General features: G+C 69.6%; 27 protein-coding genes and 2 pseudogenes. 17 read left to right on the forward strand and 12 right to left on the reverse strand.

Translation table 11 applies throughout. The annotated features are described in order from the left end of the window. Positions 1-115: 115 nt before the first annotated feature. The 6 genes and pseudogenes from ACIQGV_RS32125 to ACIQGV_RS32150 all read right to left on the reverse strand — a co-directional run. Positions 116-862, reverse strand: a pseudogene (locus ACIQGV_RS32125) (alpha/beta hydrolase); the annotation flags it as partial. 30 nt (positions 863-892) lie between these two features. Then, a complete protein-coding gene (locus ACIQGV_RS32130; RefSeq protein WP_402500767.1) occupies positions 893-1,489 on the reverse strand; it encodes a DUF1269 domain-containing protein in 597 nt (198 codons plus the stop codon). Positions 1,490-1,626: 137 nt separating this feature from the next. Then, on the reverse strand, positions 1,627-2,205 hold the full coding sequence (locus ACIQGV_RS32135; RefSeq protein ID WP_402500769.1) for a hypothetical protein: 579 nt from the start codon (positions 2,203-2,205) through the stop codon (positions 1,627-1,629). A gap of 1 nt (position 2,206) precedes the next feature. After that, positions 2,207-3,118 (reverse strand): zinc metalloprotease HtpX, encoded by a 912-nt coding sequence (gene htpX, locus ACIQGV_RS32140; RefSeq protein ID WP_402500771.1) that lies wholly within the window; start codon positions 3,116-3,118, stop codon positions 2,207-2,209. Between the two features lie 86 nt (positions 3,119-3,204). Then, positions 3,205-3,474 carry a hypothetical protein gene (locus tag ACIQGV_RS32145; RefSeq protein WP_402500773.1) on the reverse strand — a complete coding sequence of 90 codons (270 nt, stop codon included), beginning with the start codon at positions 3,472-3,474 and terminating at the stop codon, positions 3,205-3,207. Between the two features lie 100 nt (positions 3,475-3,574). After that, entirely contained in the window at positions 3,575-4,417 is an 843-nt protein-coding gene (locus ACIQGV_RS32150) for an NAD(P)H-binding protein (protein WP_402500775.1), read from the reverse strand. Positions 4,418-4,555: 138 nt separating this feature from the next. Between ACIQGV_RS32150 and ACIQGV_RS32155 the strand changes: the two genes are divergently transcribed. From ACIQGV_RS32155 to ACIQGV_RS32170, 4 genes are all read left to right on the forward strand, one after another. Further along, positions 4,556-5,047 carry a MarR family winged helix-turn-helix transcriptional regulator gene (locus ACIQGV_RS32155; RefSeq protein WP_402500778.1) on the forward strand — a complete coding sequence of 164 codons (492 nt, stop codon included), beginning with the start codon at positions 4,556-4,558 and terminating at the stop codon, positions 5,045-5,047. A 689-nt stretch (positions 5,048-5,736) separates the two neighbouring features. Then, the gene (locus ACIQGV_RS32160) at positions 5,737-6,213 is read left to right on the forward strand and encodes a WhiB family transcriptional regulator (protein ID WP_402500781.1); all 477 of its coding nucleotides are present in this window, start codon (positions 5,737-5,739) and stop codon (positions 6,211-6,213) included. A 105-nt stretch (positions 6,214-6,318) separates the two neighbouring features. After that, a complete protein-coding gene (locus ACIQGV_RS32165) occupies positions 6,319-8,370 on the forward strand; it encodes a hypothetical protein (RefSeq protein ID WP_402500783.1) in 2,052 nt (683 codons plus the stop codon). 291 nt (positions 8,371-8,661) lie between these two features. Next, positions 8,662-10,053 (forward strand): hypothetical protein, encoded by a 1,392-nt coding sequence (locus ACIQGV_RS32170; protein WP_402500786.1) that lies wholly within the window; start codon positions 8,662-8,664, stop codon positions 10,051-10,053. Between the two features lie 60 nt (positions 10,054-10,113). Here the strand turns inward: ACIQGV_RS32170 and ACIQGV_RS32175 are convergent, their stop codons facing one another. Together ACIQGV_RS32175 and ACIQGV_RS32180 are read right to left on the reverse strand one after the other, a co-directional pair. Next, the gene (locus ACIQGV_RS32175) at positions 10,114-10,791 is read right to left on the reverse strand and encodes an AAA family ATPase (RefSeq protein ID WP_402500789.1); all 678 of its coding nucleotides are present in this window, start codon (positions 10,789-10,791) and stop codon (positions 10,114-10,116) included. Next, a complete protein-coding gene (locus ACIQGV_RS32180) occupies positions 10,788-11,543 on the reverse strand; it encodes a GntR family transcriptional regulator (RefSeq protein WP_402500792.1) in 756 nt (251 codons plus the stop codon). Before ACIQGV_RS32180 ends, ACIQGV_RS32175 begins: the two co-directional genes overlap by 4 nt. Positions 11,544-12,033: 490 nt before the next feature. Between ACIQGV_RS32180 and ACIQGV_RS32185 the strand changes: the two genes are divergently transcribed. The 12 genes from ACIQGV_RS32185 (at position 12,034) to ACIQGV_RS32240 (ending at position 22,591) form a co-directional block, all read left to right on the forward strand. Continuing rightward, positions 12,034-12,303, forward strand: a complete 270-nt coding sequence (locus ACIQGV_RS32185; RefSeq protein ID WP_402500795.1) for a DUF6284 family protein — start codon at positions 12,034-12,036, stop codon at positions 12,301-12,303. Then, entirely contained in the window at positions 12,300-13,163 is an 864-nt protein-coding gene (locus tag ACIQGV_RS32190; protein WP_402500797.1) for a protein spdB, read from the forward strand. Before ACIQGV_RS32185 ends, ACIQGV_RS32190 begins: the two co-directional genes overlap by 4 nt. Continuing rightward, complete coding sequence (locus ACIQGV_RS32195; protein ID WP_402500799.1) at positions 13,160-13,981, forward strand: phosphoadenosine phosphosulfate reductase; 822 nt, start codon at positions 13,160-13,162, stop codon at positions 13,979-13,981. Before ACIQGV_RS32190 ends, ACIQGV_RS32195 begins: the two co-directional genes overlap by 4 nt. Before the next feature lie 233 nt (positions 13,982-14,214). Then, positions 14,215-14,523 (forward strand): hypothetical protein, encoded by a 309-nt coding sequence (locus ACIQGV_RS32200; RefSeq protein ID WP_402500801.1) that lies wholly within the window; start codon positions 14,215-14,217, stop codon positions 14,521-14,523. Positions 14,524-14,525: 2 nt separating this feature from the next. Further along, positions 14,526-14,696 carry a pRL2-8 gene (locus ACIQGV_RS32205; RefSeq protein WP_402500803.1) on the forward strand — a complete coding sequence of 57 codons (171 nt, stop codon included), beginning with the start codon at positions 14,526-14,528 and terminating at the stop codon, positions 14,694-14,696. 122 nt (positions 14,697-14,818) lie between these two features. Further along, positions 14,819-16,951 (forward strand): FtsK/SpoIIIE domain-containing protein, encoded by a 2,133-nt coding sequence (locus tag ACIQGV_RS32210; RefSeq protein ID WP_402500806.1) that lies wholly within the window; start codon positions 14,819-14,821, stop codon positions 16,949-16,951. A 203-nt stretch (positions 16,952-17,154) separates the two neighbouring features. Further along, positions 17,155-17,622, forward strand: coding sequence for a hypothetical protein (locus ACIQGV_RS32215; protein ID WP_402500809.1), 468 nt, complete (start codon positions 17,155-17,157; stop codon positions 17,620-17,622). A gap of 8 nt (positions 17,623-17,630) precedes the next feature. Beyond that, the gene (locus ACIQGV_RS32220; protein ID WP_402500812.1) at positions 17,631-18,104 is read left to right on the forward strand and encodes a hypothetical protein; all 474 of its coding nucleotides are present in this window, start codon (positions 17,631-17,633) and stop codon (positions 18,102-18,104) included. A gap of 86 nt (positions 18,105-18,190) precedes the next feature. Next, a complete protein-coding gene (locus ACIQGV_RS32225; protein WP_402500814.1) occupies positions 18,191-19,069 on the forward strand; it encodes a bifunctional DNA primase/polymerase in 879 nt (292 codons plus the stop codon). Positions 19,070-19,071: 2 nt separating this feature from the next. Next, positions 19,072-20,547, forward strand: coding sequence for an ATP-binding protein (locus tag ACIQGV_RS32230; RefSeq protein WP_402500817.1), 1,476 nt, complete (start codon positions 19,072-19,074; stop codon positions 20,545-20,547). Positions 20,548-21,004: 457 nt separating this feature from the next. Continuing rightward, on the forward strand, positions 21,005-21,250 hold the full coding sequence (locus tag ACIQGV_RS32235) for a helix-turn-helix domain-containing protein (protein WP_402500819.1): 246 nt from the start codon (positions 21,005-21,007) through the stop codon (positions 21,248-21,250). A gap of 75 nt (positions 21,251-21,325) precedes the next feature. Further along, entirely contained in the window at positions 21,326-22,591 is a 1,266-nt protein-coding gene (locus ACIQGV_RS32240) for a tyrosine-type recombinase/integrase (RefSeq protein ID WP_402500821.1), read from the forward strand. Positions 22,592-22,736: 145 nt separating this feature from the next. On the opposite strand, the gene glnA is transcribed toward ACIQGV_RS32240, so the two are convergent. Next, positions 22,737-24,146 (reverse strand): type I glutamate--ammonia ligase, encoded by a 1,410-nt coding sequence (glnA, locus tag ACIQGV_RS32245; RefSeq protein ID WP_402500824.1) that lies wholly within the window; start codon positions 24,144-24,146, stop codon positions 22,737-22,739. Positions 24,147-24,356: 210 nt separating this feature from the next. Here glnA and ACIQGV_RS32250 point away from each other — a divergent pair, with 210 nt between their 5' ends. Further along, positions 24,357-24,824, forward strand: coding sequence for an RDD family protein (locus ACIQGV_RS32250; RefSeq protein ID WP_402500827.1), 468 nt, complete (start codon positions 24,357-24,359; stop codon positions 24,822-24,824). A 384-nt stretch (positions 24,825-25,208) separates the two neighbouring features. On the opposite strand, the gene ACIQGV_RS32255 is transcribed toward ACIQGV_RS32250, so the two are convergent. The 3 genes and pseudogenes from ACIQGV_RS32255 to ACIQGV_RS32265 form a co-directional block, all read right to left on the reverse strand. Then, positions 25,209-25,910 carry a DUF4191 domain-containing protein gene (locus ACIQGV_RS32255; protein WP_402500830.1) on the reverse strand — a complete coding sequence of 234 codons (702 nt, stop codon included), beginning with the start codon at positions 25,908-25,910 and terminating at the stop codon, positions 25,209-25,211. A 68-nt stretch (positions 25,911-25,978) separates the two neighbouring features. After that, positions 25,979-26,179: a hypothetical protein gene (locus ACIQGV_RS32260; protein ID WP_402500833.1), complete on the reverse strand. Its 201-nt coding sequence runs from the start codon at positions 26,177-26,179 to the stop codon at positions 25,979-25,981. A 228-nt stretch (positions 26,180-26,407) separates the two neighbouring features. Continuing rightward, positions 26,408-26,577, reverse strand: a pseudogene (locus tag ACIQGV_RS32265) (lipoyl synthase); the annotation flags it as partial.

Raw genomic sequence — 26,577 nt, forward strand, 5'->3', positions numbered from 1 at the left:
GCCCGCCGGCCTCCACGGCCCGCCGGCCTCCACGGCCCGCCGGCCTCCACGGCCCGCCGGCCTCCACGGCCCGCCGGCCTCCACGGCCCGCCGGCCCCCGCGGTCACACCGCCGCCCGGCCTCCCGGTGCCTCCGGCGCGGCCTCGCCCGGCTGCGTCAGTACGGCGGTCACCGCCCTGCGCCGGTCCTCGGCGTGGTCGCGCAGCCACAGGCCGAGGAAGTGGTCGGCGCCGGGGAGATCGAGACGGCTGAACCGCGCGCGGGCGCCGAGCGCGTCCTGCACGGCCTCCGTCACGGCCGGCGGGATCACCTGGTCCGTGCCCGGCACCACCAGGACCGCCCGGCCCGCGTACGCCCGCAGCGCCGCGAGCGCGGGGGAGCCGCGCCAGCCCTCCGGCCTGCGGATGATCTCACTGAAGGGCCCGTCGCCCGGCCCGAACGGCACGTCCCACGCCTCGGCCGCGTACACGGCGGGCGCGCACAGCAGAAGGCCCGTCACCCGGTCGCCGTAGTGCGCGGCGAGGTCGGCGGCCGTCTGCCCGCTCATGCTGAACCCGACCAGGACCAGCGGCCCGTTCGCCGGGGTACGGGCGTCGATCACCGCGACGGCCTGCTCGAACCGGCGCCGCAGGCTCAGCTCCGCGAGGCCGCCGCTGCTTTCGCCGTGGCCGGAGAAGTCGAGGGCGAGCGCGCGGCAGCCCTGGCCCACGAACTCGCCGAGCAGCGGCAGCAGCCGCTCCTTGCTGCCGTTGCCGGCCCCGTGCAGCAGGACGGCGGTGGCCCCGGCCGGGCCACCGCCGCCGTCGGCACCGTCGCCGCCGTACGCGACGCTGAGGCGTTCGCCGTCGAACTCGTGGGTGAAGAAGGTCAGTTCACTCATGACCCCATTGGATCAGGAGGCGGAGGGAGCGTCGCCCGCCGGTCCCGGTGCCGGTGCGGCGTCCGCGTCCGGTGCCGGGGCGGCCCGGTCCTGGGGGGCCTGGTTCCCAGCCTGGTTCCCGGCCTGGGCCGCGGCGATCGCCTCCCGCAGATGGTCCTCCTCGGCCTGGCTGAGCGAGGTCTGCACCAACTGGCCGCCGTACGAGGCGATCTGCGGGACCACCTTGTCCGCCGCGGCATGCTTGACCAGGACGAACAGGGCGGCCGCGCCGGGCCGCAGGTTCTGGCTCAGCTCCTTCATGAACTTGTCGTCGATGCCGGTGTCCGTGATCGCGCCGCCGGCCGCGCCGGCCGCCGCGCCCACCGCCGCGCCGAGCAGCGGGGCCAGGAAGAGGAGTCCGATGACGCCGCCCCACAGCGCGCCGCCGGCCGCGCCCACGGCGGTGTTGTTCACGGCCTGGTGCAGTTTGATCGTGCCGTCGTCGCGCCGCTCGACGACCACGGCGTCCTCCAGCTCGACCAGGTGCTGCTTGGACAGGGCGAACAGCTTGTCGCGCACCTCGTGGGCGGTGGCGAGGTCGTTGTAGGCGACGACGAAGAGATTGCTCATTCCAGGACACCCCTGTGACCGCCGAGGAGGGAATGTCGGGATTGCCCCAACGCGTCGACTCTAGGCCGCGGGAAAAGGAGACGCACTCGGAACGACCGGCCTCCCGCGCGGGGGAGAGCGCCCCGCGATCCCGGGGATCACAGCGCCGGGGCTCCCCACAGCGGGAACCAGCGGCCGAGGTCCTGCTCGATCCGCAGGTCGTCCGCGAGCGCCGCCCGCACCTGGAGCTCCAGCGCGTTGTCCCTGCGCTCGCCGGGGAGCGGGGCGAACGGATAGAAGGTGCCGCGCTTGTAGAGGTAGACCAGGGCGAGGCCGCGGCCGCCCTCGCCCCCGAAGCCCGCGAGCGAGCACAGCAGCTGCGGCCCGAAGCCGTTGACCTCCATGGAACTGTTCACGGCGTGCAGATCGTTGACGAGCTGGGGCAGCTCGCCGGGGGAGCGGCGCGAGACCAGCCAGGAGTAGCCGTAGTCGTCCTCCTCCAGCACCACCGGCGGCCCCTCCCGCCCCGCGTCCGCGTCCAGCAGCGCCCGTACCTCGCGGTGCGTCTGCTCGAAGGCCGGTCCCTCCACGGTGGCGAAGCACACCGCGCCCTGCCCGGTCGGCGTGAAACCGGCCGCGGCCTCCAGGGTCACCGCCGCCGACGGCAGGGCGAACAGCCGGTCCAGATCCGGCGCGACCGGCTTCGTGCGGCCGAGGAGGATGTCCAGCAGCCTCATCTCAGCCGGCCTTCCCGGGCGCCGACGCCTCGCCCAGCTCCCCGGAGATCCGCCCCAGCTGGTCCAGCCGCTGCTCCAGGGTCGGATGGGTGGAGAACAGCCGGGACAGACCGGCACCGATCGCCGGGCTGAACCAGAAGGCGTTGAACGCCTGGGCCGTGCGCAGGTCCTTCGTCGGGATCCGGGCGATGTCCCCGGTGACCTTCGTCAGGGCCGACGCCAGCGCCGAGGGCCGTCCGGTGAGCAGCGCCGCCGCCCGGTCCGCGGCCAGCTCCCGGTACCGCGACAGGGCCCGGATCAGCAGGAAGCTGATCGCGTACACGGCCGCCGACACGCCCAGCACCGCCGCGAACACGACCGCGGTGTTCTGGTCGCGGCGCCCGCCGAAGAGCTGCGAGTAGAAGGCGAACCGCACGATCAGTCCGGCGAGCACACCCAGGAACGACGCGACCGTGATCACCGCCACGTCCTTGTGCGCCACGTGCGACAGTTCGTGTGCGAGGACGCCCTCCAGCTCCGCCGGCTCCAGCCGCCGCATCAGCCCCCGCGTCACGCACACCACCGCGTGACCGGGATCGCGTCCCGTGGCGAACGCGTTCGGCATGTCCATCTCCGACACCGCGACCACCGGCTTCGGCATGTCCGCCAGCGCGCACAGCCGGTCGACCACCGCGTGCAGCTCGGGGTGCTCCTCCCGCTCCACGACACGCCCGCGCATCGCGTACAGCGCGATCCGGTCGGAGAACCAGTACTGCGCCCAGAGCAGCGCCGCCGCGACCAGCACGACCAGCACCCACGACTTCAGCAGCACGACCAGCGCGGCCACGAAGCCCACGTACAGCAGACCGAGCAGGAACAGCGTGACCGACATCCGCGCGGTCAGTCCCCGATCGCTCCGGAAGCGACTGTGCACGGCACATCACCCCAGTCGGACAACAGCCCTGACCAAGCACCCGCCCCGCTGTCCAGTGTGCACCCGGGCGGGCGGCTCTCCACGACTCAGTGGGGAGAGCGTGTGTTCAGGTAGCCCAGGAGCACGATCACCAGGACCACGCAGCCGAGGACCACGGTCGTGGAGACCCAGGAGGAGCGGCGGGGGCCGGACGGGTCCGGGTCGGCGCGGAAGGGGACCGGACCGGGCGGGTTGTCCTTCCAGCGGGCGGCGAGCATCCGGGCCCGGGCCGACGGTTCCTTGTGCTCGGCGGAGTCCGCCCAGCGCAGGTCGTACTCCCGTTCCTGGTCGTCGTCGTCGTGGTCGTGCTTCGGCATGGACGGCCCCCCGTGTCGCCTCGTGCGAATCGCTCTCCTGTAGAACATACGCCCGCACAGGGGGTGTTGGTCGACGGCGGCCGGACCGTGGTGGCCGGTATCAGTGCCCGCCGAAGGCGGCCGTGTTCTCGCCGGCCCACTGGCGGAAGGTGCGGGCGGGCCGGCCGAGGAGGGACAGCGTGGTGTCGTGGAGCGTCGCGGGGACGCCGTCGGCGGCCTCCCAGAACCTCAGCAGCGAGGCGACCATCGGTGCGGGCATGTACGCGCCCATCTGGCGCTCGGCCTCGGCACGGCTGATCCGCTCGACCCGTATCCCACGGCCGAGCACGTCGGCGAGGACGGCGAGCTGCTCACGGAAGCTGAGTGACTCGGGGCCGGTCAGGGCGACCGTGCGTCCGGCGAGCGAGCCGCCGGTCAGTGCCTCCACGGCGATGTCGGCGATGTCCTCGGAGTGGATCGGCGCCGTACGGGCGTCGGGGTGGGCGAGCCGGACCGGCAGGCCCCGGCCGATGGAGTGCGCCCAGCCGACGGCGTTGGCGGCGAAGGCGTCGGGGCGCAGGAAGGTGTGGGCGAGGCCGGAACCGGCGAGGGCGCGCTCGACCAGCAGGCTGTGACGCGCGAGCGGGTCGTCCTCCGCGTCCGGGGCGAGGACGGAGGCCGAGGAGAGCAGGACCACGTGCTCCACGCCCGCGGCCTGTGCGGCCTCGATCAGGGCGTCGATGCCGGCGGGCTGGGGGTAGAGGAAGATCTGGCGGACGCCGTGCAGCGCGCCCTCCAGGGCCTCGGGCCGGTCGAGGGCGAGCCCGACGGCCTCGACACCGTCCGGGACGGCGAGGCCGGCGGGGCGGGCGCTGGCGGCGCGGACGGCGTGGCCCGCGGAGTGGAGGCGGGCGAGGACCGCCCGGCCGACCGTGCCGCGCGAGCCGGTGACAAGAGTGCTCATGGGGTTCCCCGTTGTTCGTCCTGGCCGCCGTCGGCCAGGGATATGACTTGATGAAGACATGTGCATGCTTGCATGCATTCGTTTGAGGGTCAACACATGCCTTCATAGGGGTATCCATGTGTGGGTAGGGTGGGCGCCATGACGAACCACGGGCCCGGGCGGTCGCCGCGGACGGCCGACGAACTGCTGGACGCCGTCGGCCCGGCGTTCGGGAAACTGCGCCGCTCCTCGCTGCTGGAGGTCGAGAACCCGATCTCGCAGAAGGACCTGGGCCGCACGCTGGTGCTCAACATCGTCCTGGAGGCCGAGCAGCGGGAAGCCGGTGAGGTCACGGTCGGCGCCGTGGCCGGGCATCTGGGGGTGGACCCCTCCGTGGCCAGCCGCATGGTGTCCGACTGCATCTCCGCCGGCCATCTGGTCCGCGCCGCCTCCCAGCAGGACGGCCGCCGTACGGTCCTCCACCTCAGCCCCGGGGGACAGGAGCTGATGGCCCGGTTCCGCCGGCACCAGCGTTCCGCCTTCGAGCAGATCACGGCGGACTGGCCGGAGGCGGAGCGCGTCGAGTTCGCCCGGCTGATGCTGAAGTACGTCGCCGCGCAGGAGGCCCTCCGGCGCGGCACCTCCGGCTGACCGCCCACGGGAACGCGGCCGGGCCAGGGGCTGCGACCGCGACCGCGCGCGCAAACACGAAGGAGGCCGCCACCCGACCGGGTGGCGGCCTCCTTCGGTGATCACCTGACGCAGGTCAGGAGGTCACCTTCGGCTCACACGTCGAAGAAGTGAGGTCCTGGCTCGGCTACCTCGGTGGATTACATGCATTGCCTTCCTGACCAGCGAGGGCACTGTTGTTGTCTGTCGTCGTTGGTCGTTGCAGGCCACCTTGGGACGGCCCACAGACGGCCCCGGCTTCGATGCCCTGGCGGACCCGCGCGTGCGCCGGTACAAGGACTCCACGGCCAAGCCCGCATTGCGCCTTCGCCGGGGCGAGTGGGGGCGGGGTCTGCATAAGCGCATCGGTCACCAAGCGACACATGGCACCCGCGAGCGCGCGTTCATCAGTCGCTCCACGAGATCCTCCTACGTTTCTCCCGGATCGGCGGAGCCGGGTGCCACACTGGACGTGGCTTCGCTTCGGGGGTCACTCCGCAGGCCGTGCGAGCGCCGACTGGCGCAGGCACGCGGCAGGGCTGGGAATCGCCCAGAACTGACCGTCTCGCACGTCTAGAGACTCGAAAGTCGCCACATAACGATCAAGAGAACGTGGGCGTGACCCCCTCGTCCTCACACGCCCCGCGAGGCGTGGCTTGAGGAGGAGCGCCGTGGACCCCCACGACGAGATCGAGAACGTACTTCCGCCGGAGGCCCTGTTCTGGGCGATGGAGCCCTTCGGCCCGCCCATGGGCGAGGCCGCCTGCAGCACGTGGGACGAGACCCGGTTCCCCAGCCCGGAGGAGCAGCAGGCGACCTTCGACGGGGAGCCCGTCGTGCCGGAGCGGGACGTCCCGCAGGCCCGCGCCATGTGCCGGACCTGCCTTCTGCTGGAGAGCTGTCGACAGTACGCCCTGGACAGTCGGGACGAGCACGTGTTCCTGGCCGGGGAGACGGCCGAGGAGCGGCGCAAGACCTGGCGGAAGTCCGGCGAGCTCACCAAGCGGCGCCGACAGGTTGCCGTGCTGTACGCCCTGAAGGTGCCGACGGCGATGATCGCGCGGCTGCTCGGTCGCGACGAGAGCTCGATCCGGAGTGACCTGCGCCAGCTCGGGAAGCGCCGCCCGCAGCTGCCCCCCACCGCCTGAGAGGGGCGGCCGCCGGCGGTTCCACGACCCGTCGGCGGCCGCCACGGCGCCCGTGCAGCGCATCCGCGCGCTCCCAGACCTATGGCCATATCGCTGGAGGAGAACATGGCAGATCAAGATGACGTCGAGTACGAGGGGACGGCCCAGGACATCGAAGAGTCTGGGGGTGTCGAGGATGAGCTCGACATGGACGACAGCACGGAGGAGGACACCTCGGCGATCTGGTCGCGCTTTGGCGAGGGCGACCTGCCTCTGCTGCCCAAGATGGTGGCGGTCAAGCGCGCCGCCGTGGCAGGTGAGGAGATGGGGCTGCCCGCCGAGTTCGCCGCCGCCCTGGCACACGCCGCCGTCGACCCCAGTGAGCTGAGGACGCTGCTGAAGCGCCCCACCCGCGTCAACGTCGCGGGAGGAGTGATCGAGGCGATCGATCTCGACCTCTACGTCCCCGGCCTCGTCCCGCTGCCGACCAACAACCGCACCATGGAGCGCCGGGTATACCCGGCGGCCGGGGCCGAGGGCTCCGTAGGCCCGCTGACTGGCCCGCGCTCGGACCCTGACAAGACGACAAGGCTCTGGATCGAGGGCGAGGACGTCAACCATGTCCTGGAGGAGACGCAGCGGGCCCGCAATTTCATCCTGAACAACAACAACCTGCGCGAGTCCATCGCTGCTCGGGGCATCGCGATGCCGGTAAACGTCGTTCTCTTCGAGCTTCGGCACCGCGATGGCGAACCACCCATGCCCCTCCTGGGGACTGCGGACGGTTCCAGCCGCATCACTAACGCTCTGGAGATTCTGGGGCTCACCGATGAGCAGGTTCACTACCACTATCCCGCGAACCGCGACGACTACCGGCGCTTCATCGGCCGCATCAGCGGGGAGGACCTCGGAACCCTGAAGCCGGCCGCACATCGCAAGCTGATCCGACAACGCAACGCGCTGATCACGCCGGCCCGTGTGTTCCTCCGTTTCACCCCGACGCGGGAGGGTTACGACTACGCGCGCGCCGTTAACGCCTTCGTCGGCATGCTCCACGTCGATCCTCCCCGTCCGTGGAGCCAGACGGGCAAGCTTGAGGCCATGGCCGAAGCGGTCCTGGATGTTCTCCGAGTTGACGGTGTACTCGACGACTCGGTGCACGACTATCTCGCCGGTCTGCTCACGCCGTCGGAGGCGAAGGACGCAGGGCTCCCCGTCGAACGAGACGCACAAGCGGCCTATGTTCTCGCGACCCTCCTTCGCGAGCATCACCGCGAACTCGTGGAGCGAGGCATCCGAGACGTGACCGCCAAAAAGAGCGTCAGCGCCGGCCGGCGTACCGAGGTGATCGCGGAACTGGCCTTGCGGCCCACCCGAAGCGTCGCGACAACACTGGAGGTCGGGCACCCCGAGCGAGTGCGGGCCGAGCGGATGCGCGCGGCGTACCTTCGCTGTACGCGCCTCGCGCGTTACGCCACGGTTCCTTGGACGGTGACCGGCCGCTCCCCCGAAGAACTGCTCAACTTTGCTCTTGCCGAACTCAGTAGTGACAACGGCTCACGATCAGAGCCCGAAGCCTGGTCGTCCCGGCTGGAATTGGCGGCCTTGGCGCAGTACCACCTCACCGCCTGGGGTGGCCTCCAGCGCGAAGCCATGGGCAGCACGGACGCCGACACGCGTGGCCCTCACCAGGTCGTGGAAGAAATGCTTCATGACGAGTTGGGCCTGCGCGTGCTCGCCCAGGCTGTCATCGACGGGCGGGCCGGAACACGCCCCCGTCGGGTCACCGAGGACGGCGAGCTTGCGCTCGGCAAGCGTGACGACTTGGGAAAGTGGCAGGCAGACCCCGAAGGCAAGCCCATGCCGATCGAGGACGCGTGGCTACGCTACGAGGCATACCCCACGGGCACGGCTCTCCCGCGGCCGGTGACAGCTCCGAACGAAACGCCCCGAATGAAGGTAGCTCGGCTTAAAGACCAGATCGCCACGTTCATCGAGCAAATCAATCTGGACGTTGACGAGCTCACCAACGTGGAAGAACCCCAAGGAGTCACACTGCTCGACAGGGAAGGCTGGGTCAAGCCGAGCGAACTCCTGAGTCATCTCATGAACGCCCACTCTCAGATCAGCTACTGGGCGCGAGTTGCCGAGCGCCAAAAGTCCCGATCTGACGGGTAAGGGAATTACTGCGGAGAGAAGCCCTGAGCGCTTTCCGTAGAAGTGACGTGCCAGCTCCGCCAAGCCCTGCTCTCCCTCCATATCTCCACAACGATCACCCCATGCACGCTCAGCCCCACGTCTTGTCGGTGCAACTCGCTTGCGGATATGGCAGATCGTCAGGGATGCTGGCAAGTTCGCTTCCTGAGACCGGCCTTGCTTGAGTCTCACGCACCTGACTGAAGGGTCTCCATGTCACCAGTCCGCTTCCCCGAGCTGTACGACGCGTGCCGCGCTCTAGCGGTCAGGCTCATGAAGGAGTTGGGCAAGGACGGGACAACGCCACAGATTTATGAGGGTTTACCCATGTGGGGCTGGCACCGGCTATCTCAGGAGATGTTCACCCCAAAAAGGATCAGAGAGTGGGACGCACCCAGGCTCTGGTGGAACGGCTTCGAAGAATTGGAGGAGATGCGCCAGCTCCGTTCCGTCGTCCAGGGCCATCCTGTGCTGGCTTCCCGTGTTGACACACTGGTGGGAACGGCCTTCAGCGCCCAGCGGCGCGAACTCGCAGGGCTAATCCGATCGTTGGTCTACAACCTGGTGCTGGCCAATGAATCCTGGACTTTCGAGCAGGAGACCTTCGGCGTCGCATACGAGCGACTCGAAGCCGGCCTAGTCGTCGACACCGTAACCTTCACCGACTTCGCTCCCCTTCTGGGGCTCGATGGGAGCCAGGACATCGAGGGCGAGGAGATCGCAGAGGGCGTCGTGCTGCGCAGGATGACGGACAACGAGATATCCGTCGCAGTGCAGCGCGCGGCCGTCCCTATCGAGGAGTACCTCACCACACAGACGATCCAGGTCTCCCGCTTCAACCAATGGGCTTTGACTGCTGAACACACCCACCCACTCCGGACGGGCGATGCCAGCCTTACCCCACCACCTGCAGCCCCCGCGCTACCGATCTACACCGACGTCCTTCCATCGATCGTCGCTGCGATTCGGCTGGTCTGCGGCGGCTCGGCCACCACCAGCTACGCCATCCGTACCGATTCGCTTGGACACGGTTACTCCGCAGCTCTGACACCCATCGGACCAACCGATCCGCTCCGCCCTACCGTCCTGGCTGGCAAGGCGATGCTTGATCAAATCCGCTCCGCCTACGGGCACCTCACCAACCCGGTTGTCATGGCTGACCGTCCACTGTCCACAGCCACGCGTCAGGTCGTGCTTGCCGGGTCCAGAGGTCTCGTCGAGGACAGAGTGCTCAACCTGATCACAGCAGCTGAGGCACTGTTCATTGCACGTCTCAATCTGAGGGACCCCAACGGTGGAAAGTCAATTCTTCTTCAATCCGGTGCCGCCGACATGTTGACCGGGGACCAGACGCTCGGCGCGCCCACTGCGGAGAACATCAAGAGACTGATCAAAGCCATCTACCAGTGGCGCAATGCGGAAGTCCACGGCGGCGAACACCCCACCGCCCTCCTCCGACGGCTCGATGGGAGCACCACCAACGACCTCTTCGGCGTGGCCACGGACTTTGACGCCATGATGCGTCGCGCCCTACTCCGGACGCTGAACGACGCCATTCAGGGACCCGGACGTCCCCAGCGCCGACCTCGGCAGCGATCTGCTCGTTCCCAAGCGGGCCGCAGCGCCACGTCAAGAGTCGGCAGCCGCCGCCGACGTCGTAGTTGATACCTAAGATCGGCCATCTGCCGGTGACTCATAGCCTGTTGACCAGTGATCCTCGAAGCGTTAAGGGCGAGAGGCTTCGAGAACTGCGATCACGGCCACCGGGTCACCCTCGTACAACAGGTGCGGTTCATCTGGTTGCGGGGGGACAAACCGTGTGCGGTAGCGCTGTAGATCGCTCTCGGCGAAATAGATCGAATTAGGATCGTTTGCGTGGAACTCATTGCGCTTGCTGATCCTCGCCCACAGCTCGTCATGGCTGGCGGCCAGATAGACAAGTACGGGAACGGCGCCAGCGTCGGTGGCGATCGCTCGCCATTTGGCCCGATCCTCTGGGGTCCAGAAGCCGTGATCAACGACGACGTCGTGTCCGGCTTTGAGCTGTTCCCGCAGGTCGACGGCTACGTCTTCGAGGACGGGTCGCTCAAGGGTGGGGAAGACACCCCGGGGGAAGTCCACGCCGTAGACGCCGTGACGGCGGAACATCTCTTCGTCTGGGCACAGCCGTATGAACCCGCGGGCGGTGAGGGCGCGGGAAAGGGTCGTCTTCCCGGAGCCGGGGAGGCCGGCCATGAGGACGCAGAACGGCGGCTGTGGGGGCATCGGTCCCGTCATGGTCTTGGAGATGGCTGCCATCTCCGCTTCGCCTTCGGGCGTGATTCTGCCAGTCCTGCGGGCGGAAAGCAGCGTCCCAAGTCGGTCTTCAAGCACGCTCGCGAGCGTGTCGTCCGCGGTGGTCATGAGACCTCCGATTCCGTACGCCATGTCCGGCCGGGGCCCCCGAGGTCGACGCCGTACTCCACGATGCTGCCTTCGCTGTCCACGAACTTGGCCGTCATCACGACCACCGGGTCCGCCGGCGGGTTGTCAGGGTCCAGTTCGAGGAGCTGGGCGTACTCCCGCGTCAGCAGCCGCGCGGAAGCCGTGTCGATGCGGTGGCTGATCGGGTGGCCGGTCGCCTGGGCGATGAGCTGGAGTGACGTACCCCCTGTCAGTCGCTCGCTCACCGCTAGCTGAGGGATCAGCTTCCCGTACCGGAAGGGAATCCACGACGTGCTGTGAGCGACGATGCCGTGCCGGTCCCGGTACACACGGCTGCGGCGCACCACATCGGAGCCAGGCTGGATGTCCAGTGCTTGGGCCACTTCATCGGGCGCGGGTACCACGGCGGCCTGGTGCGAGTCGGACCGCTCACCCGCCCCCCAGCTCGACCCGGTGCGGCGTCCCCGGTCCTGCCGCTGCGCCCCGGACGACATAGGTGTGGGCTGGTCCAGTACTTCGGTGCCGATGCCGTGGATACCGCGCACAAGCCCCTCGTTGCGCAGCTTGCGCAAGGCTTTCTCGGCTGTCGCCGTACTGACCTTCCACTCTTCCGAGAGGTTCTTGATGCTCGGCAAGAGGGTCCCTGGCTGGAGCTGTCCAGACGTAATCAGCTCCGTGTAGTGGGCGGCAATCTTCGCGTACGGGGCCCGATTGTCGGCCTGGCCTGCCATGTCGTCCGCTCCCTGTCGTCACTTCCCTGGGGTTCCCTAGCTTACCGCTTGACACCGCAGGGAACCCTAGGGAACCTTAGGGATGTGCCCGCCGGTCAGTTCGTTCGGACAGTGGGTGCCGGACCTCAATGCGCCCTGATGCGGGGCTCGTTCGAGGTCAAGGGGCCCGGGGCAGAGCGGGCCGAGGGCGCACCCGACCCTTGTCACTCGGGAGGGTTTTAGACCGAAAGGTCACGTCTCCATACGCCTACCGGGGTCATGCCGCGCTACCTGATACGGGTGCGGCACCCCCGAAGGAGACATGCACGTCGCCCCGGCAATCAGCCGTGAGGGCGCGAGATCGAATCTCGCCCGGGGCACTCCGGCCGCTCCACGAAGCCGTGCCGCGCGTTCTGCGCGGCTGATCACCCAACAACGGCAAGCGCCCCCGGTGCGGGAACACCGGGGGCGCGGTTCGGGCCGTTGCCACCTTGCAGGGAGAACACGACCCATGAATGCCATCGTCACTGTTCAGGACGCTGTTACCGCGTTCGCCGACTGGATCGAACCGACGGACGCCGAGCTGGACGCGATCGAGCAGGAGTCCCCGCTGATCCTCGCGGAGGTCGACCTGCTGGACGCGCAGATCACCACGCTGGACCGCACCCCGACCGAGCTGGACAGCCGGCGCATCCGCCGGGCCCGTCACCGGGTCCTCGCCGCGTGCCGGGATCTGGTCAACGGGACGGCCAGTGCGAGCGCGCCGGGCGGTGCTGCGTGAAGGCGAAGACCGTGCTGCCGGCCGTCGCGATGACGGCGGTGTCCATGGTGCTCACCCTGGCCGTGGTGGTGATGTGGCTGGGCGCTGCGATGCCGTGGCCGGTCGCTCTAGTCGTCGGTCTGGGCATCGACGGCGGCTGGCTGGCCACTCTCGCCTACGAACGCCGCCTCGCCGCGCAGGGCGACCACAACCATGGCGTGACGGCCGTCGGCTGGGGCTTCGGCCTGATCGCCACCGGCGTGCTGGCCGCTCACGCGCTCACCGCCGAGGAATCGGCGGGCGCCTGGCTGGCGGTCGCCTGGCTGCCGGTCGCGGCGAAGGCACTGTGGCTGGTGCACGGCATGTGGGAACGCACCGCCCTCACCCCCGGCGCGCTCGGTGCGATCCAGGGCATTCAGCAGGAAGCCCGCGACGAGGCGGCCGTGGCCCGCGCCCGGCTCCGAGCCGAAGCGGCTACGGAGGAAACCCGGCTCGCGGCCGTGACGCAGGCGGGTGCGCGCGTCGCACGCGTCCAGGCGAAGACCGCTGCCACCCTCGCCGGGGCGTGGTCGACGCTGGAGACGGCGCGTCGCGGCGAGGACACCGGCAGGGCGCTGACCAGCGTGACGAGCAGGGTCACGCCCGGCGTCACATCCGTGTGGGAACTGCCCGTGTGGGGGCCGGTGGAGCCGGTTGCCGCGCTCCCACCGGGCGACGGCAACACCCTGACCGACGCTGCGCTCGACGCGTTGGTCGACGAGATCCGACACAGTCGCACCCCCGCGCTGTCCTACCGGGAGATGGCCACCCGCTTCCGGGCGGCCGGCCACTCCGCGTCCGAGGTCCGGCTGCGGGCCGCGTGGAAGCGGGTGGTGGCGTGAGCAGCAACACTGCTGTGGTGAGGTCGTTCAGCTTCGGCGGCGGGGTGCAGTCCACCGCGGCATTGGTCCTGGCGGCCCGCGGTGAGCTGGACTACCGCTCCTTCCTGATGGCGAACGTGGGGGACGACTCCGAGCACCCCGGCACCCTCGCCTACCTGCACCGCTATGCCATCCCCTACGCCCAAGCGCACGGCTTGGAACTGATCGTGCTGGACCGGGTGATGAAGCGCTCAGGTGAGGTCCGCACCCTGTACCAGGACCTCACCCGCGAGGGTTCACGCTCGCTGAAGATCCCGGTACGCATGTCGAACGGGGCCCCCGGCACCCGCTCCTGCACGGCCCAGTTCAAAATCAAGGTCGTCGGCGACGAACTCAAACGCCGCGGGGCGAGCAGGAAAGCGCCCGCCACGGTCGGCATCGGCATCAGCCTCGATGAGATCCACCGGGCCAACAAGCGACGCTGCGAGCCGCACGAGCGCATCGAGTACCCGCTGCTGGAACGCGGCATCCGCCGTATCGACTGCGCCCGGATCATCCGTGAGGCGGGGTTGCCGGTGCCGCCGAAGTCGTCGTGCTGGTTCTGCCCGTTCCACCGGCCCGAGACCTGGCATGACATGCGCCGCGACGAACCCGAGCTGTTCGAGCGCGCGTGCCAGCTCGAAGAACTCCTCAACCGCCGCCGCGACGAACTCGGCAAAGACCACGTCTGGCTGACCCGCTTCAACCGGCCGCTGCGTGCCGCGATCCCGGACGGAGTCGACACCCTGCCGTTCGACGAATGGGACTCCGGCTGCGACTCCGGCTGGTGCATGACCTGACGGCTCTACAGCCAGTCCAGGAACCGCCCGACCGCGGACAGAAACCCGTACCGCCGCCGGTGGTCCCGGCTGCAGAACCGACTCCGGCGCCACCGGCTGCGCGGCTGCCGAACCGGCGCTTTGCACCACTTGCACGGCCGCGTCCCGCGCTCTGGTCCCCCGCCCACACGCCCACCGTAGCGGGCCAGATACCGGGACCCCACCCCACCATCACCCGAGGGAGCACCCAAGCCATGGGCAAGCCGAACACCAGCCGTCTGGACCGTGAGATCAGGCTGACCACCCGCAAGCTGGAGGCCGTCCGCAAGGGCGAGATGTGGGCCCTGACTGGTGCCGAGCGGCGCAAGGTACTGCGCGCCCTGGCCGGTGGCGGATACCGCGCCGCCAAGGGCCGCAGCACTGGCCGCGCTGAACGCAACCTTGACGCCGTCACCGAGTCCGCGGTGATCCGGCTGACGGCCGAACTGACCGCCCTGCACACCGAGCGCCAACGCCTCGTGAACGAAGCCGCCGCTGCCAAGAAGTCGTCCGGGTGGTGGTGACTATGGCTGACGGCAACACCCCTCCCGGCGAGTGCCCACAGTGCTGGCAGCACGCCCACGACCAGCGCGTACACCGCCACCTCGGCCCCCGGGAGGACTGCCCGAAGTGCGTGGACCACATGGTCAACGGCTGCCCCTACCTCGTACCCAAGAAGCCGTCGTTCTGGTGGTGAGCCGTCCCGCCTGAACACCCACCACCCCTGCCGGGACGGCCCCCCGTCCCGGCCCCTCTGCACCGCCCCGCACGCTCCCCTTTCCCTGAGCTGCGCCCGCAGGGGCGCTGAGGAGATTCCGCATGTCCGAGAACGTCGTTCACCTGCACAAAGACACCACCATGGGCGGAGAGGCCGTCACCCGGCTGACCATCGTCCCCGACCCGGCCGCACCCGTCCCCCTCCCGGCGCCGCCCGTGCGGGTACCGCTGTGGGTCCGCTCCGGCCGCGCCGTCCGACGCGCCGTCACGCACGAGAACACCACCGCCGCCGCACGTGCCGCCGCACGGCACAGCCTCTACGTGGTGGGCGGAGCCAGGATCGTGGGCCACCGCGCCTGGGACGGCCGGACCGCCGCCCGCTACGAGCGCTACATGCGCACCGCCGAGGCCGCGGGGAACATGGAGCTGGCCGCCGAGTGGGAGGAGCGTGGGCAGCGCTACCGCGAGGCACGCCACCGCCGCCGCATGGACCTGCTCACCTCTCCCATCGACGCCGCCAAGGGCATCGCGGCCGGCACCGGGATGGGCATAGGGGGCCTGGTCGCCCTCGGCATCGTCATGGCCGTCGCGACGAAGGACGTCACGGACGTCGTCACGCCGCTCATGGCCACGGTGGAGTTCATCAACCTGCTCATCACCATCGTCCAGGTGGTGTGGGGACCGCTGGTCTCGATCGGCCCGTTCCTCGCCCTGCTCGCCCTGTGGGCCGTCGGCAGCAAGCAACAGGCCGCACCCCAGTGGGCGCTCCCCGCCACCGTCCGCACCAGTGACGGCGAACCCATCACCCCGTCCATCGTCGTCAAGGCCCTGCGCGACCTCGGCGTCCCCGCGCTGCGCAACGCCATCAAGGAGATGGGGGATGCCGGCGCCTCGATGCTCGGGCCGATCCGGATCGCCGGATGCGGTGTGGAAGTCGACGTGACCCTGCCGTCGGGGGTGTCGACGAACGAGGTACAGCAGCGCCGCAGGAAGCTCGCCGAGAACCTCACCCGGCACGAGCACGAAGTGTTCATCACCATCCCGGAAGCGGCCCGCACGGTGCGGCTGTGGGTCGCGGACTCCGGGGCGCTGGACGAGCCGATCGGCCCGTCGCCGCTGGTTACCGACGAGTCGATGACCGCCGACTACGCCAAGGGCAGGGCGCCGTGGGGGCAGGACCTGCGCGGGGACGCTGCCGCCCTGTCCCTGTACCAGCGGCACCTGCTGATCACGGGGCTGTCGAACCAGGGCAAGACGGTCGCGCTGCGCTCCCTCGCGCTGTGGCTCGCGCTGGACAAGTCGGTGCAGTTCCTCATGGGCGACCTCAAGGGCGTGGGCGACTGGGCCATGTTCGACGGCGTGGCCACCACCCTGATCCAGGGCCCGACCGACGAACACGTCATCCAGGTCACCGAGATGGTCGAAGGCGCGGTCGACGAGATGAACCGGCGCCTGATGGCCCCGCCCGGCACCGTCTTCCCCGCCCTCATCGTCCTGGTCGACGAAGCGCAGGTGGCGTTCATGTGCCCGCTCAAGGACGAAGACGGCCGCTACTACGGCGGCTCCAAGGCCACCTCCCGCTACTTCATGGCCGTCCGCAAAATCCACAACCAAGGACGCGCGGTCAACGTCCTGATGTGGCAAGGCACCCAGGACCCCACTGACCAGAACCTGCCCAAGCTCGTCCGCGAAGGCGCCCACACCCGCGCCTCCCTCGCGCTGGGCACGGAGTCGCAGGCCCGCATGGCGCTCGGCGACAAGGCCGTCGACGGCGGCGCCGCCCCCAACCTGCTTCGGCCGGGCCTGGACAAGGGAACCCTGGTCGTCGCGTCCGACGGCATCGCCCTGCCCAAGGGACAGTCGTCCATCACGGTGCGCACGCACTACATCAGCACGGACGACGCCAAGGCCATCGCCGACCGGGCCAAGGCCCTGCGCGACGGCGTCACCACCCTGACCATCATCGAGTGCGGCGCCGACCGCGACCCGCTCGCCGACATCGCCGCCGTCCTCGGCGACGCGGCCCGCGTCCTGACCGCCGACGTCCTCAAGCGGCTGTCCGCGCTCAGCGAGGACGCCTACGGCACGTGGACCCCCGGAGACCTCAAGCGCGTCCTGGAGGACGCCGGCGCGGAGCCGTACAAGTCCGACGGCCGCATGGTCGTCGGCCGTGAACGCGTCGCCCGCGCCCTGGCCAACCGTGACGGCGACGGTTCCGCTTCCGCCTCCCAGTAGAGGGAGGCGACCCCTCCCACGGTCAGGGAGGCAGGGAGAACTCCCTGCGCCCCTCCCTGATCCACCTCCCTGCACCTGACCTGCGCGAACGATCAGCCAGGGAGTCAGGGAGGAACGCAGGTCACCACCCCCGAAACCCCCTCCACAGCACCCCCGGCAGGGGGTGTCCCGCCTCCCTGACTCCCTACCGCAAGGGATTCCGCATGTACCCCGAACAGTCTGCCCACGCCCCCGCCTTACGGGCCCCGGAAGTCCACCACCCGGCCCCCGTCACCCCCGCTGTCACTCCGTACGCCGCGCCGCTGGTACCGGTGCAGCTGGGCGCCGTGCCGACGGTGGCGAGCGTGGTCCTGCCCGACGGCCGGGTCGTCACCGGCTACGCGGTCAGCCCGGTTCAGCCCGAACCGGTCGTTGCCAAGCCGGCCGTGTCCCGCGCGGCGGTGAACGTCGCCCTCGGCGGCATCGGGTTCCTCGCCGTGAGCGGCGGCCTGCTGATGCTCACGACGTTCATCGCCGCCCTCACCGCGCTCATCACCCAGCTCGTCATCCTCGCCGCGGTCCTCTTCGGCGGCTTCACCGCCCTCCAGGTCCTCGGCTCCAAGAGCCACAAGAGCGGCACCACTGTGCACATCCGCAAGGCCGTCATCAAGCGCAACCACTTCCACGGCTGAGGAGCCCCGTGTTCGAGATCCGTGTCATCTGCGACCCCACCGACACCGACCGCGTCACCACCGCGCTGGCCGCCGCGTTCACCACCGGCTCCGTGCGTCGGCACCCGGCTCGCGACGGCCACCGGCATCGCCTCTACGTCACCGCCGACCACTGCCCCGTCTCGGAGGACTGGCCGACCCCGGAGCAGGCATACGCGAACGCCCCCAGCATCAACAGCGAGATCGGCTGGACGGCCCGCACCCTCGCCGACACCCCGTGCTTCACCACACTCGGCCGGGAATTCCACCTCCGCAAGGCGGCCCTGCTCGACCGCATCGCCCTCCTGGACGGCCCCGACCTCGACGCCGGGACCCTCAGCAGCGACGCAGAGACGGCGTACGCAGCGGCCGTCGCCCTGCTCGACATGGACCTGAGCACCGTCATCTGCGACCCGCGCGCCTACGTCCGCCAGCAGTACGCCCGCTGGAGTCAGTACCAGTAGCTACGCCAAGGGCGGTCCCCGTCTCGCCAAAGTCCGGGACCGCCCTTGTCTCCAGTCCTCAACAGACCTGTTGGAGGTCTCCCAGCATGACCCAAGCGACCGCCTTCCGGCGAGCATCCGGCCACCCGCTGAACCTGCCGGATACCGCCCTGGCCCTGGCCGCCGCCGGACTCCCTGTGCTGCCCCTGCGCGCGGGCAAGGCCCCGTTCGGCAACTGCCCTGCCTGCACGGGCAACGCGTGCGGCGGACGGCCGAACATGAAGACCCCCGGCCAGTGCCGGTGCCCGCGTGTCTGCCACGCGTGGGCCGCCGCCACCACCGACCCACGCGTCCTCACCTCCCCGTCCTGGACGGCCGCATGGCGTCGGGCCGTCTGCGTCGCCTACCACCCCGGCGCTGCCGACCTGACCGTGGTCGACCTGGACGACGCCGCGGCCGTCGCCTGGGCTCGTGAGACCCTGCCCGTCACCCGGACCGTACCGACCACCCGGGGCGAGCACTGGATCTACCGGGGCGCCATGGCGTCGTCCAACGGGGTCCGCCCCGGCGTCGACGTCAAGTCGTCCATGTCCTACGCCCGCTACCTCGGCCCCGGCACCGGGACCATGGCCGCCCTGCCCGACGCCGTTCGCGCGCTGGCGGTGAAGGCACCCGCCGCAGTCCGGCCCGCCCCGCACGGCGTGAGCCTGCCCGCGTCGGCACGGACCGGGGAGTGCCGCCACCGCACCCCCGCCTACCTAGAACGCGGCATCGCCATGGCGGAAGCACGCATCACCGACGCGTCCGCCGCGGTCCATGCGACCGTCTACCGGACGTTCCTGGCGGTGCTGTCCGTGCACGGCCGGTGCGGATGCCTCACGGACGGACACGTACAGCGGCTGTTCGCCGCCGCGCAGGCCAAGGGCGAGACACCACGGCACTGCACCGACGCGTGGACCAACGCCCGCACCCGGCTGGGGCTGTGACCATGGCCGACGACGACAAGAACCCGGCACGCGAGGTCATCGCGGACTACGCGCAGGCGCACTTCCGGTACTTCCGCACCGCCGACGGCACCGTGTACGCGCAGCGCAACGGCCACCCCGTGGCCCGCCCCATGCGTTCCCAGGGCACGACCGGCAGCCATCGGCAGGAACTCATGGTCGGCCTGTTCCGCGACGGCGTCGGTGTGTTCAACGGGACCGCGCTCAAGGAAGCGCTGGACCTGATCGAAGCGCTCGCCCTGTCGGAGGACGTGCAGCCCGTGCACATCCGCGTCGCCCCCGGGCTGGACGGGGCGACGTGGCTGGACCTGGGCCGCGACGACGGCCTGTCCGTGCGTATCCATCCCACCGGCTGGGACGTCGCCGCGCCGGACCCGAGGGAGGTGTGTTGGCGGCGCACTCAGCTCACCGGGGAACTGCCCCTGCCGGCCAAAGACACCGACGGCAAGGGCATCGACTTCCTGCTCCGCCTGTGCAACTTCGCCACTGCCGAGACCGAATGCCTGGCCATTGCCTGGCTGATCGGCTGCCTGGGTCCGTCCGTACCCGTGCCCGCGCCGTTCCTCACCGGGCCGCAAGGGGCGGGCAAGTCGACGGGTGGGCGGATGCTCGTGCGGATCATCGAGGGCATGAGCGGCGACCTGCGCCGGGCCCCGAAGGACGAGGAGAACCTGATCGCGGCCGTGGCCGCCGGATGGGTCACCGCCCTGGACAACCTCTCCCACATGACGCCGGACCTCTCCGACGCCATGTGCTGCATCGTCACCGGAGCCGAGAGCGTCAAGCGCGCCCTGTTCACCGATGGAGACGTGTTCCGCGTCGGCTACCGCCGCCCCCTGCTCCTGACCGGCATCGACGTGGGCGTCATCCGCCCTGACCTCGCCGAACGACTCCTCCCACTGCGCCTGGAACGCCCCAAGGCCCGGCGCACCGAAGCGGAACTGTGGGCCGAGTACGCGGAAGTCCTGCCCGTCGTCCTCGGCTCGCTCCTGGACCTCACAGTCAAGGTCCGGGCGGTGGAGGCGGAGACCCCCACCGACCTGCGCATGGCCGACTTCGCTCACCTGTGCGCGCAGCTCGATGCGGCCACCGGGCTGGGGGCGCTCACCGCCTACCGGGCCAGCCTGGACGACCTGAACGACGACGTGATCGAGGGCGACCTCCTCGCCCAGACGGTTCTCAGGCACGCGGACACCATCGAACCCGGCACCGCGCAGCGCATGACATCCACCGAGTGGCTGCACCTTCTCAGCGGGCTCTACACCAGCGACGAGCCGCGCCCCTTGCCAAAGGGCTGGCCGACCACCGGCAAAGTCCTCTCCGACCGCCTCAAGCGCCTCCAGCCCACCCTGGCAGCACGCGGTGTCCTCATCGACACCGGGCGCACCAGCACCGGCCGCTACCTCGAAATGACCCGCCTGACCGCGCCGCCTCCACACGAGCAGAAGCGCGCGTTCTGACCCGCCGCCGCACTCGCCAGGACAGGCAAGAAGAGCACCACCGGCCGGGCGTGCTCCTCTTGCTGTTCGGCGCACCGCGCCGCCGGTGGACGTGCCGCGGAGCGGCTCCTGCTTCTCGCTTGAAGCGGCACCCGCACCACTACAGAAACTCCCTCTCTTGGCCTAAGAGGGAAGACGCTGCGTCATGTGCGTCACGCGGGACGCAAAACAGCCACTGGCCTGCGGCGAAAGGAATGACGCAGGCTCCGGCCTCTTCGTCATCCTGCGTCATCTGCGTCACCTGATGACGCAACCCATGCCGCACGAATGACGCACCGCCTCACCGCTGCGTCAAGCAAAGCCGCAGTTCAGAGGTGTGAATGTCGCTGGTGACGCAATGACGCAGAAATCCGAACCTCGGACACACGCGGAGTCCGCGAGACCCCGAAGCCAACGTGACTCGACCTCTGAGGACCCCATGAGCCGAACCAGTTCCGCTCAACCCGACCCCCGCGCCACCCTCCGCAGTGGCCTCCCTGACAGGTACCTCACCCCCGACGACGTCGCCGAGATCTTCGGCGTGCCGCTCGAAACGGTCTACCAGTGGCGCAGGAAGCGCACGGGGCCGCCCGGCTTCCGGATCGGTAAGCACCTCCGCTACGACCCGGCTGACGTACGCGCATACGTCAGCAGCCGCAAGAGCGCCGACCAGACCGCCGCCTAGCCACCCACCCCGGACAGCAGGGAGAGCCGCGAAGCGGCGGCTCTCCCTGCTGCATGTCGAGAGGACCGCCGCCGCATGGCCGGCCATATCCAAGACCGCTGGTACAAGTCCGAGACGGCATCCAACGGCAGGACGACCAGGACCAAGACCGACCGATACGGGACCGGACTGCGCTACCGGGCCCGCTACGTCGCCCCGGACGGGAGCGAACGCAGCAAGTCCTTCCCTGACAAGCAGAAGCGCCTCGCAGAGGCGTGGCTGACGCAGATCGCGGCCGACATGACCCGTGGCCAGTACGTCGACCCGTCGGCCGGCAAGGAGACGTTCAGGGACTTCGCCACTCAGTGGCTGGCATCTCAGACCACGGACCCTTCCACCATCGTGAACATGGAGCTGAGGTTCCGGCTGCACGCCTTCCCGTACATCGGTTCTCGGTCCCTGAGCGCGTTCCAACCCGCGCATATCCGCACATGGGCACGGGCCCTCGCAGACTCCGGAATGGCTGCGTCGTACCAGCGGACGGTCTTCGCGAACGTCTCCGCCGTGTTCGGGGCCGCCGTGGACGACGGCATTCTGGCCCGGAACCCCTGCCGCGCAGGCTCCGTGCGAGCGCCCAAGCTGGACCGGCGGAAGATCAAGCCGTGGACGCGTGACTGGGTGGTCGCGGTCCGGGAGGGACTCCCGAGCCAGTACGCGACGACCGTCGATGTCGGTGCCGGGTGCGGTCTGCGGCAAGGCGAGATCTTCGGCCTGGCGGTCGACGAAGTCGACTTCGTCGGAGGAACCGTGCACGTCGTGCGCCAGGTCAAGCTGGTCGGCCCGCAGATGGTGTTCGCTCCGCCCAAGGGAGGCAAGCTGCGAGACGTGCCGCTGCCCGACGTCGTATCGGGAGCGCTGGCCGCGCACATCACCCGCCGGCCGCCCATCGACGTCACCCTGCCCTGGAAGACCCCGGACGGCCCGCCGGTCACAGCGAAGCTGCTGTTCTACTCGCGGGAGCGTAAGGCGCTGAACAGGAACTACTTCAACATGTACCTGTGGAAGCCCGCTCTGATCGCGGCTGGCGTCATCCCGGAACGGGAGCCGGGGGAGCGGTTCACGCCGTCGCGTGAGCACGGTATGCACGCGTTGCGGCACTACTACGCGTCGGTCCTGCTGGACTCGGGAGAGAACATCAAGGCTCTGGCCGAGTACCTCGGTCACTCCGACCCCGGATTCACGCTCCGGACGTACACGCACCTGATGCCGAACAGCCAGGACCGTGCCCGCCGGGCCATCGACGCCGCGTTCGGCGTACCGGGAGCGGAGAGCGGTCCGGGCGAGGCCGGTACGCCGGCCTGAGTGGCCCCGCGGCGGAGCCCCGCCCGTCGTCCGCGGCGCGGGCCCCAAACGACCGTCGGCCGTGCCCTTCCGGTGAGGGAAGAGCACGGCCGACGGCCCACACACGGCCCAGGTGAGCGGAAACCCGCTCTGACCTGGGGCGATGTCACACGTCGAAGTACAGCTCGAACTCGTGCGGGTGCGGGCGCAGCTGGAGCGGCGCGATCTCGTTCGTGCGCTTGAAGTCGATCCACGTCTCGATCAGGTCCGGGGTGAACACGTCGCCCTGGAGGAGGAACTCGTGGTCGGCCTCCAGGCGGTCCAGCACCGCGCCGAGGGAGGTCGGGACCTGCGCGACGTTCGCGTGCTCCTCGGGGGCCAGCTCGTACAGGTCCTTGTCGATCGGCTCGGCCGGCTCGATCTTGTTCTTGATGCCGTCCAGACCGGCGAGCAGCAGCGCCGAGAAGGCCAGGTACGGGTTGCCGGAGGCGTCGGGCGCGCGGAACTCGACGCGCTTGGCCTTCGGGTTCGAACCGGTGATCGGGATGCGCATGGCGGCGGAGCGGTTGCGCTGCGAGTACACCAGGTTCACCGGAGCCTCGAAGCCCGGCACCAGGCGGTGGTACGAGTTCACCGTCGGGTTGGTGAAGGCCAGCAGCGACGGGGCGTGCTTGAGGATGCCGCCGATGTAGTAGCGGGCGGTGTCCGACAGGCCGGCGTAGCCCTGCTCGTCGTAGAAGAGCGGCTCGCCCTTCGTCCACAGCGACTGGTGGACGTGCATGCCCGAGCCGTTGTCGCCGAAGATCGGCTTCGGCATGAAGGTCGCCGTCTTGCCGTTGCGCCAGGCGACGTTCTTCACGATGTACTTGAAGAGCTGCAGGTCGTCGGCGGCGGCGAGCAGCGTGTTGAACTTGTAGTTGATCTCGGCCTGGCCGGCGGTGCCGACCTCGTGGTGCTGGCGCTCGACCTTCAGGCCGACGTTGGCCAGCTCCAGGGAGATCTCGGCGCGCAGGTCGGCGAAGTGGTCGACCGGCGGGACCGGGAAGTAGCCGCCCTTGTAGCGGACCTTGTAACCACGGTTGTCCTCCAGGGCGCCGGTGTTCCAGGCACCCGCCTCGGAGTCGATGTGGTAGAAGGACTCGTTCTCCGACGTCTTGAAACGGACGCTGTCGAAGACGTAGAACTCGGCCTCGGGACCGAAGAACGCGGTGTCGGCGATACCCGTCGACGCCAGGTACGCCTCGGCCTTCTTCGCCACGTTGCGCGGGTCGCGGGAGTACTGCTCGCCCGTGATCGGGTCGTGGATGAAGAAGTTGATGTTGAGCGTCTTGTCACGGCGGAAGGGGTCCACCCGCGCGGTCGACAGGTCGGCGCGCAGCGCCATGTCGGACTCGTGGATGGCCTGGAAACCGCGGATCGACGAACCGTCGAACGCCAGCTCCTCGTCGGGGTCGAACGCCTCGACGGGCAGCGAGAAGTGCTGCATGACGCCCGGCAGGTCGCAGAAACGGACATCGATGAACTTGACGTCCTCGTCCGCGATGAACTTCTTGGCCTCGTCGGCGTTCTGGAACATCCAGCTCCTCCTACTCCCGGCTGCCGTGCCGGGGTGGTAGTTCGTTCGTGCGGCCAGTGCGGTGGCACACGCTCGCACCTGACCCTAGGGACGGGTGATTTCTCGGGCGTGACCCATTTGTTTCGCAGAAGTTAACCGGCCCACCCTCCACCGTAGCCCCGACACACCCCGCCGTGCTCCGGTCGAAATCGGGCGCAGTACCGTGTACGGGTGGACAAGAGGCAAGCAATCGGATCATGGCTCTCCGGGCCCCGCGCGGCCATGGAGGACGCCGGTGCCGACTTCGGATACCCGGGTGAACAGCTCGGCCTTCCGCGGCAGGGGCCGGGCTCGATCGCCCGCCCCGGCAGGCGCCTGGGAGCCCTCGCCGTCGACTGGGGGCTGTGCCTCTTGATCGCATACGGCCTGATCACGGACGGCTACGGCCAGGCGACCGGCAACTGGGCCCTGCTGATCTTCTTCGTGCTGGGTGTCCTCACCGTCGGCACCGTCGGCTCCACGCCGGGCAAGCGGATCTTCGGTCTGCGGGTGATCACCGCCGACACCAGGACGATCAGTCCGGTGCGCGCCCTGGTCCGCACGCTCCTGCTCTGCCTCGCGATCCCCGCCCTCGTCTGGGACCGCGACGGCCGGGGCCTGCACGACCGGCTGGCCCGTACGGTCGAGGTCCGCATCTGAGGGCGGACTGCATACGACAAACGGACCGCAGGACGGCAGACGGACCGCAGGACGGCAGACGGGGACCGCAGGACGGCAGACGGCACTGCATACGGCAGACGGGCCGCGTACGACGAGCGGACCGCGTCCGCAGGGGACCCCGGGCTCGGCCGGCCGGGGGATCCGGGTCCGGCGAGCGGTCCGCGTCCGCAGGGATTCGCGTCCGCATGGATCCCCGTGCGTCCGCAGGGATCCCCGTCCGCAAGGGATCCGGAGCCGGCAGGGGACCCGGGGTTCGGCCGGCGGGGGATCCTGGTCCGGCGAGCGGTCCGAACGTGACGAGAACGTGACGAAGGGGCGCCCGGTGCTCGCGGCACCGGGCGCCCCTTCGTCGTACGCGGTGGGTCAGCGGCCCTTCGGGCCGCCCTTCGGCAGCTTCATGCCCTTGGGCATCGGCCCCTTCGGCAGCGGCATGTTGCTCATCAGGTCGCCGAGGGCGCGCAGCCGGTCGTTGGTGGCGGTGATCTGCGGGCCGGTCAGGACGCGCGGGAGCTTCAGCATGGTGGTGCGCAGCTTCTTCAGCTCCACCTGGCCCTCGCCCGTGCCGACGATCAGGTCGTGCACCGGCACGTCCGCCACGATGCGGGCCATCTTCTTCTTCTCGGCGGCCAGCAGGCTCTTGACCCGGTTCGGGTTGCCCTCGGCGACCAGGACGATGCCCGGCTTGCCGACGGCCCGGTGCACCACGTCCTGGCTGCGGTTCATCGCCACCGCGGGGGTCGTCGTCCAGCCCCGGCCGATGTTGTCCAGCACGGCCGCGGCGGCGCCCGGCTGGCCCTCCATCTGTCCGAAGGCCGCCCGCTCGGCCCGGCGCCCGAACACGATCGCCGTCGCGAGGAAGGCGAGCAGAAGGCCCAGGATGCCGAGATAGATGGGGTGCCCGATCAAGAAGCCGATCGCGAGGAAGACACCGAAGGTGACGATTCCGACAGCCGCGAGCACAAGACCGATCTTCTTGTCGGCCTTGCGGGTCATCTTGTAGGTCAGAGCGATCTGCTTCAGTCGCCCGGTGTTCGCGGCGTCCGCCGCGGTTTCCTTCCTCGCCATGCCACGAAGTCTACGTGGCCCCGGGAGTGCCGACGACGGCAGTGCTCCGGGGCGGGCGGCGGGAGCGGTCAGGGACGGCCCGCGGCCGCCTGCTCCAGGACGAGCTGTGCCTCGACCCGGTCCTTGGCCCGGCGGCGGTCCTCCAGGACGGAGGTCCAGGCGTTGCGGCGGGCCGTACGCTGCCCGCTGCTCATCAGAAGGGTCTCGACGGCGCGCAGGGCGTCGGTGAAGGACGGGATCGCGGTGGCGCGGACGGGCGCGGCCTGCATCGTTCAGGTCCCCCCTCGGTTGCGGGTGTGTACGTGGAGTGAGTCAAGCGTCACTGATTGGTGTTACCAGTGCATGACCGAGGGGTCAAACAGCGATGAAACCTTTTTGCCGTGATTTTCGAAGGTCCGCGCACGCCGACGCGGCCCCGGCGTACGCCCCCATCTGCGGGGACGGCCGGAGCCGCGTCCAACTGGCCGTTACCGGCCGGTAGTTACTTGTGCGTGAACTCACACGGCCTGTGCGGCCGCGAACGCTTCGCCCCCCTGCGGAGCTGCGGAACCGCGCTGCTCGATCGCCATCTGGTACAGGCGTCCGGCGCGGTAGGAGGAGCGGACGAGGGGGCCGGACATGACGCCGGAGAAGCCGATCTGCTCGGCCTCCTCCTTCAGCTCGACGA

Source organism: Streptomyces sp. NPDC093094 (genome assembly GCF_044754345.1).
Taxonomy (GTDB): Bacteria; Actinomycetota; Actinomycetes; order Streptomycetales; family Streptomycetaceae; genus Streptomyces.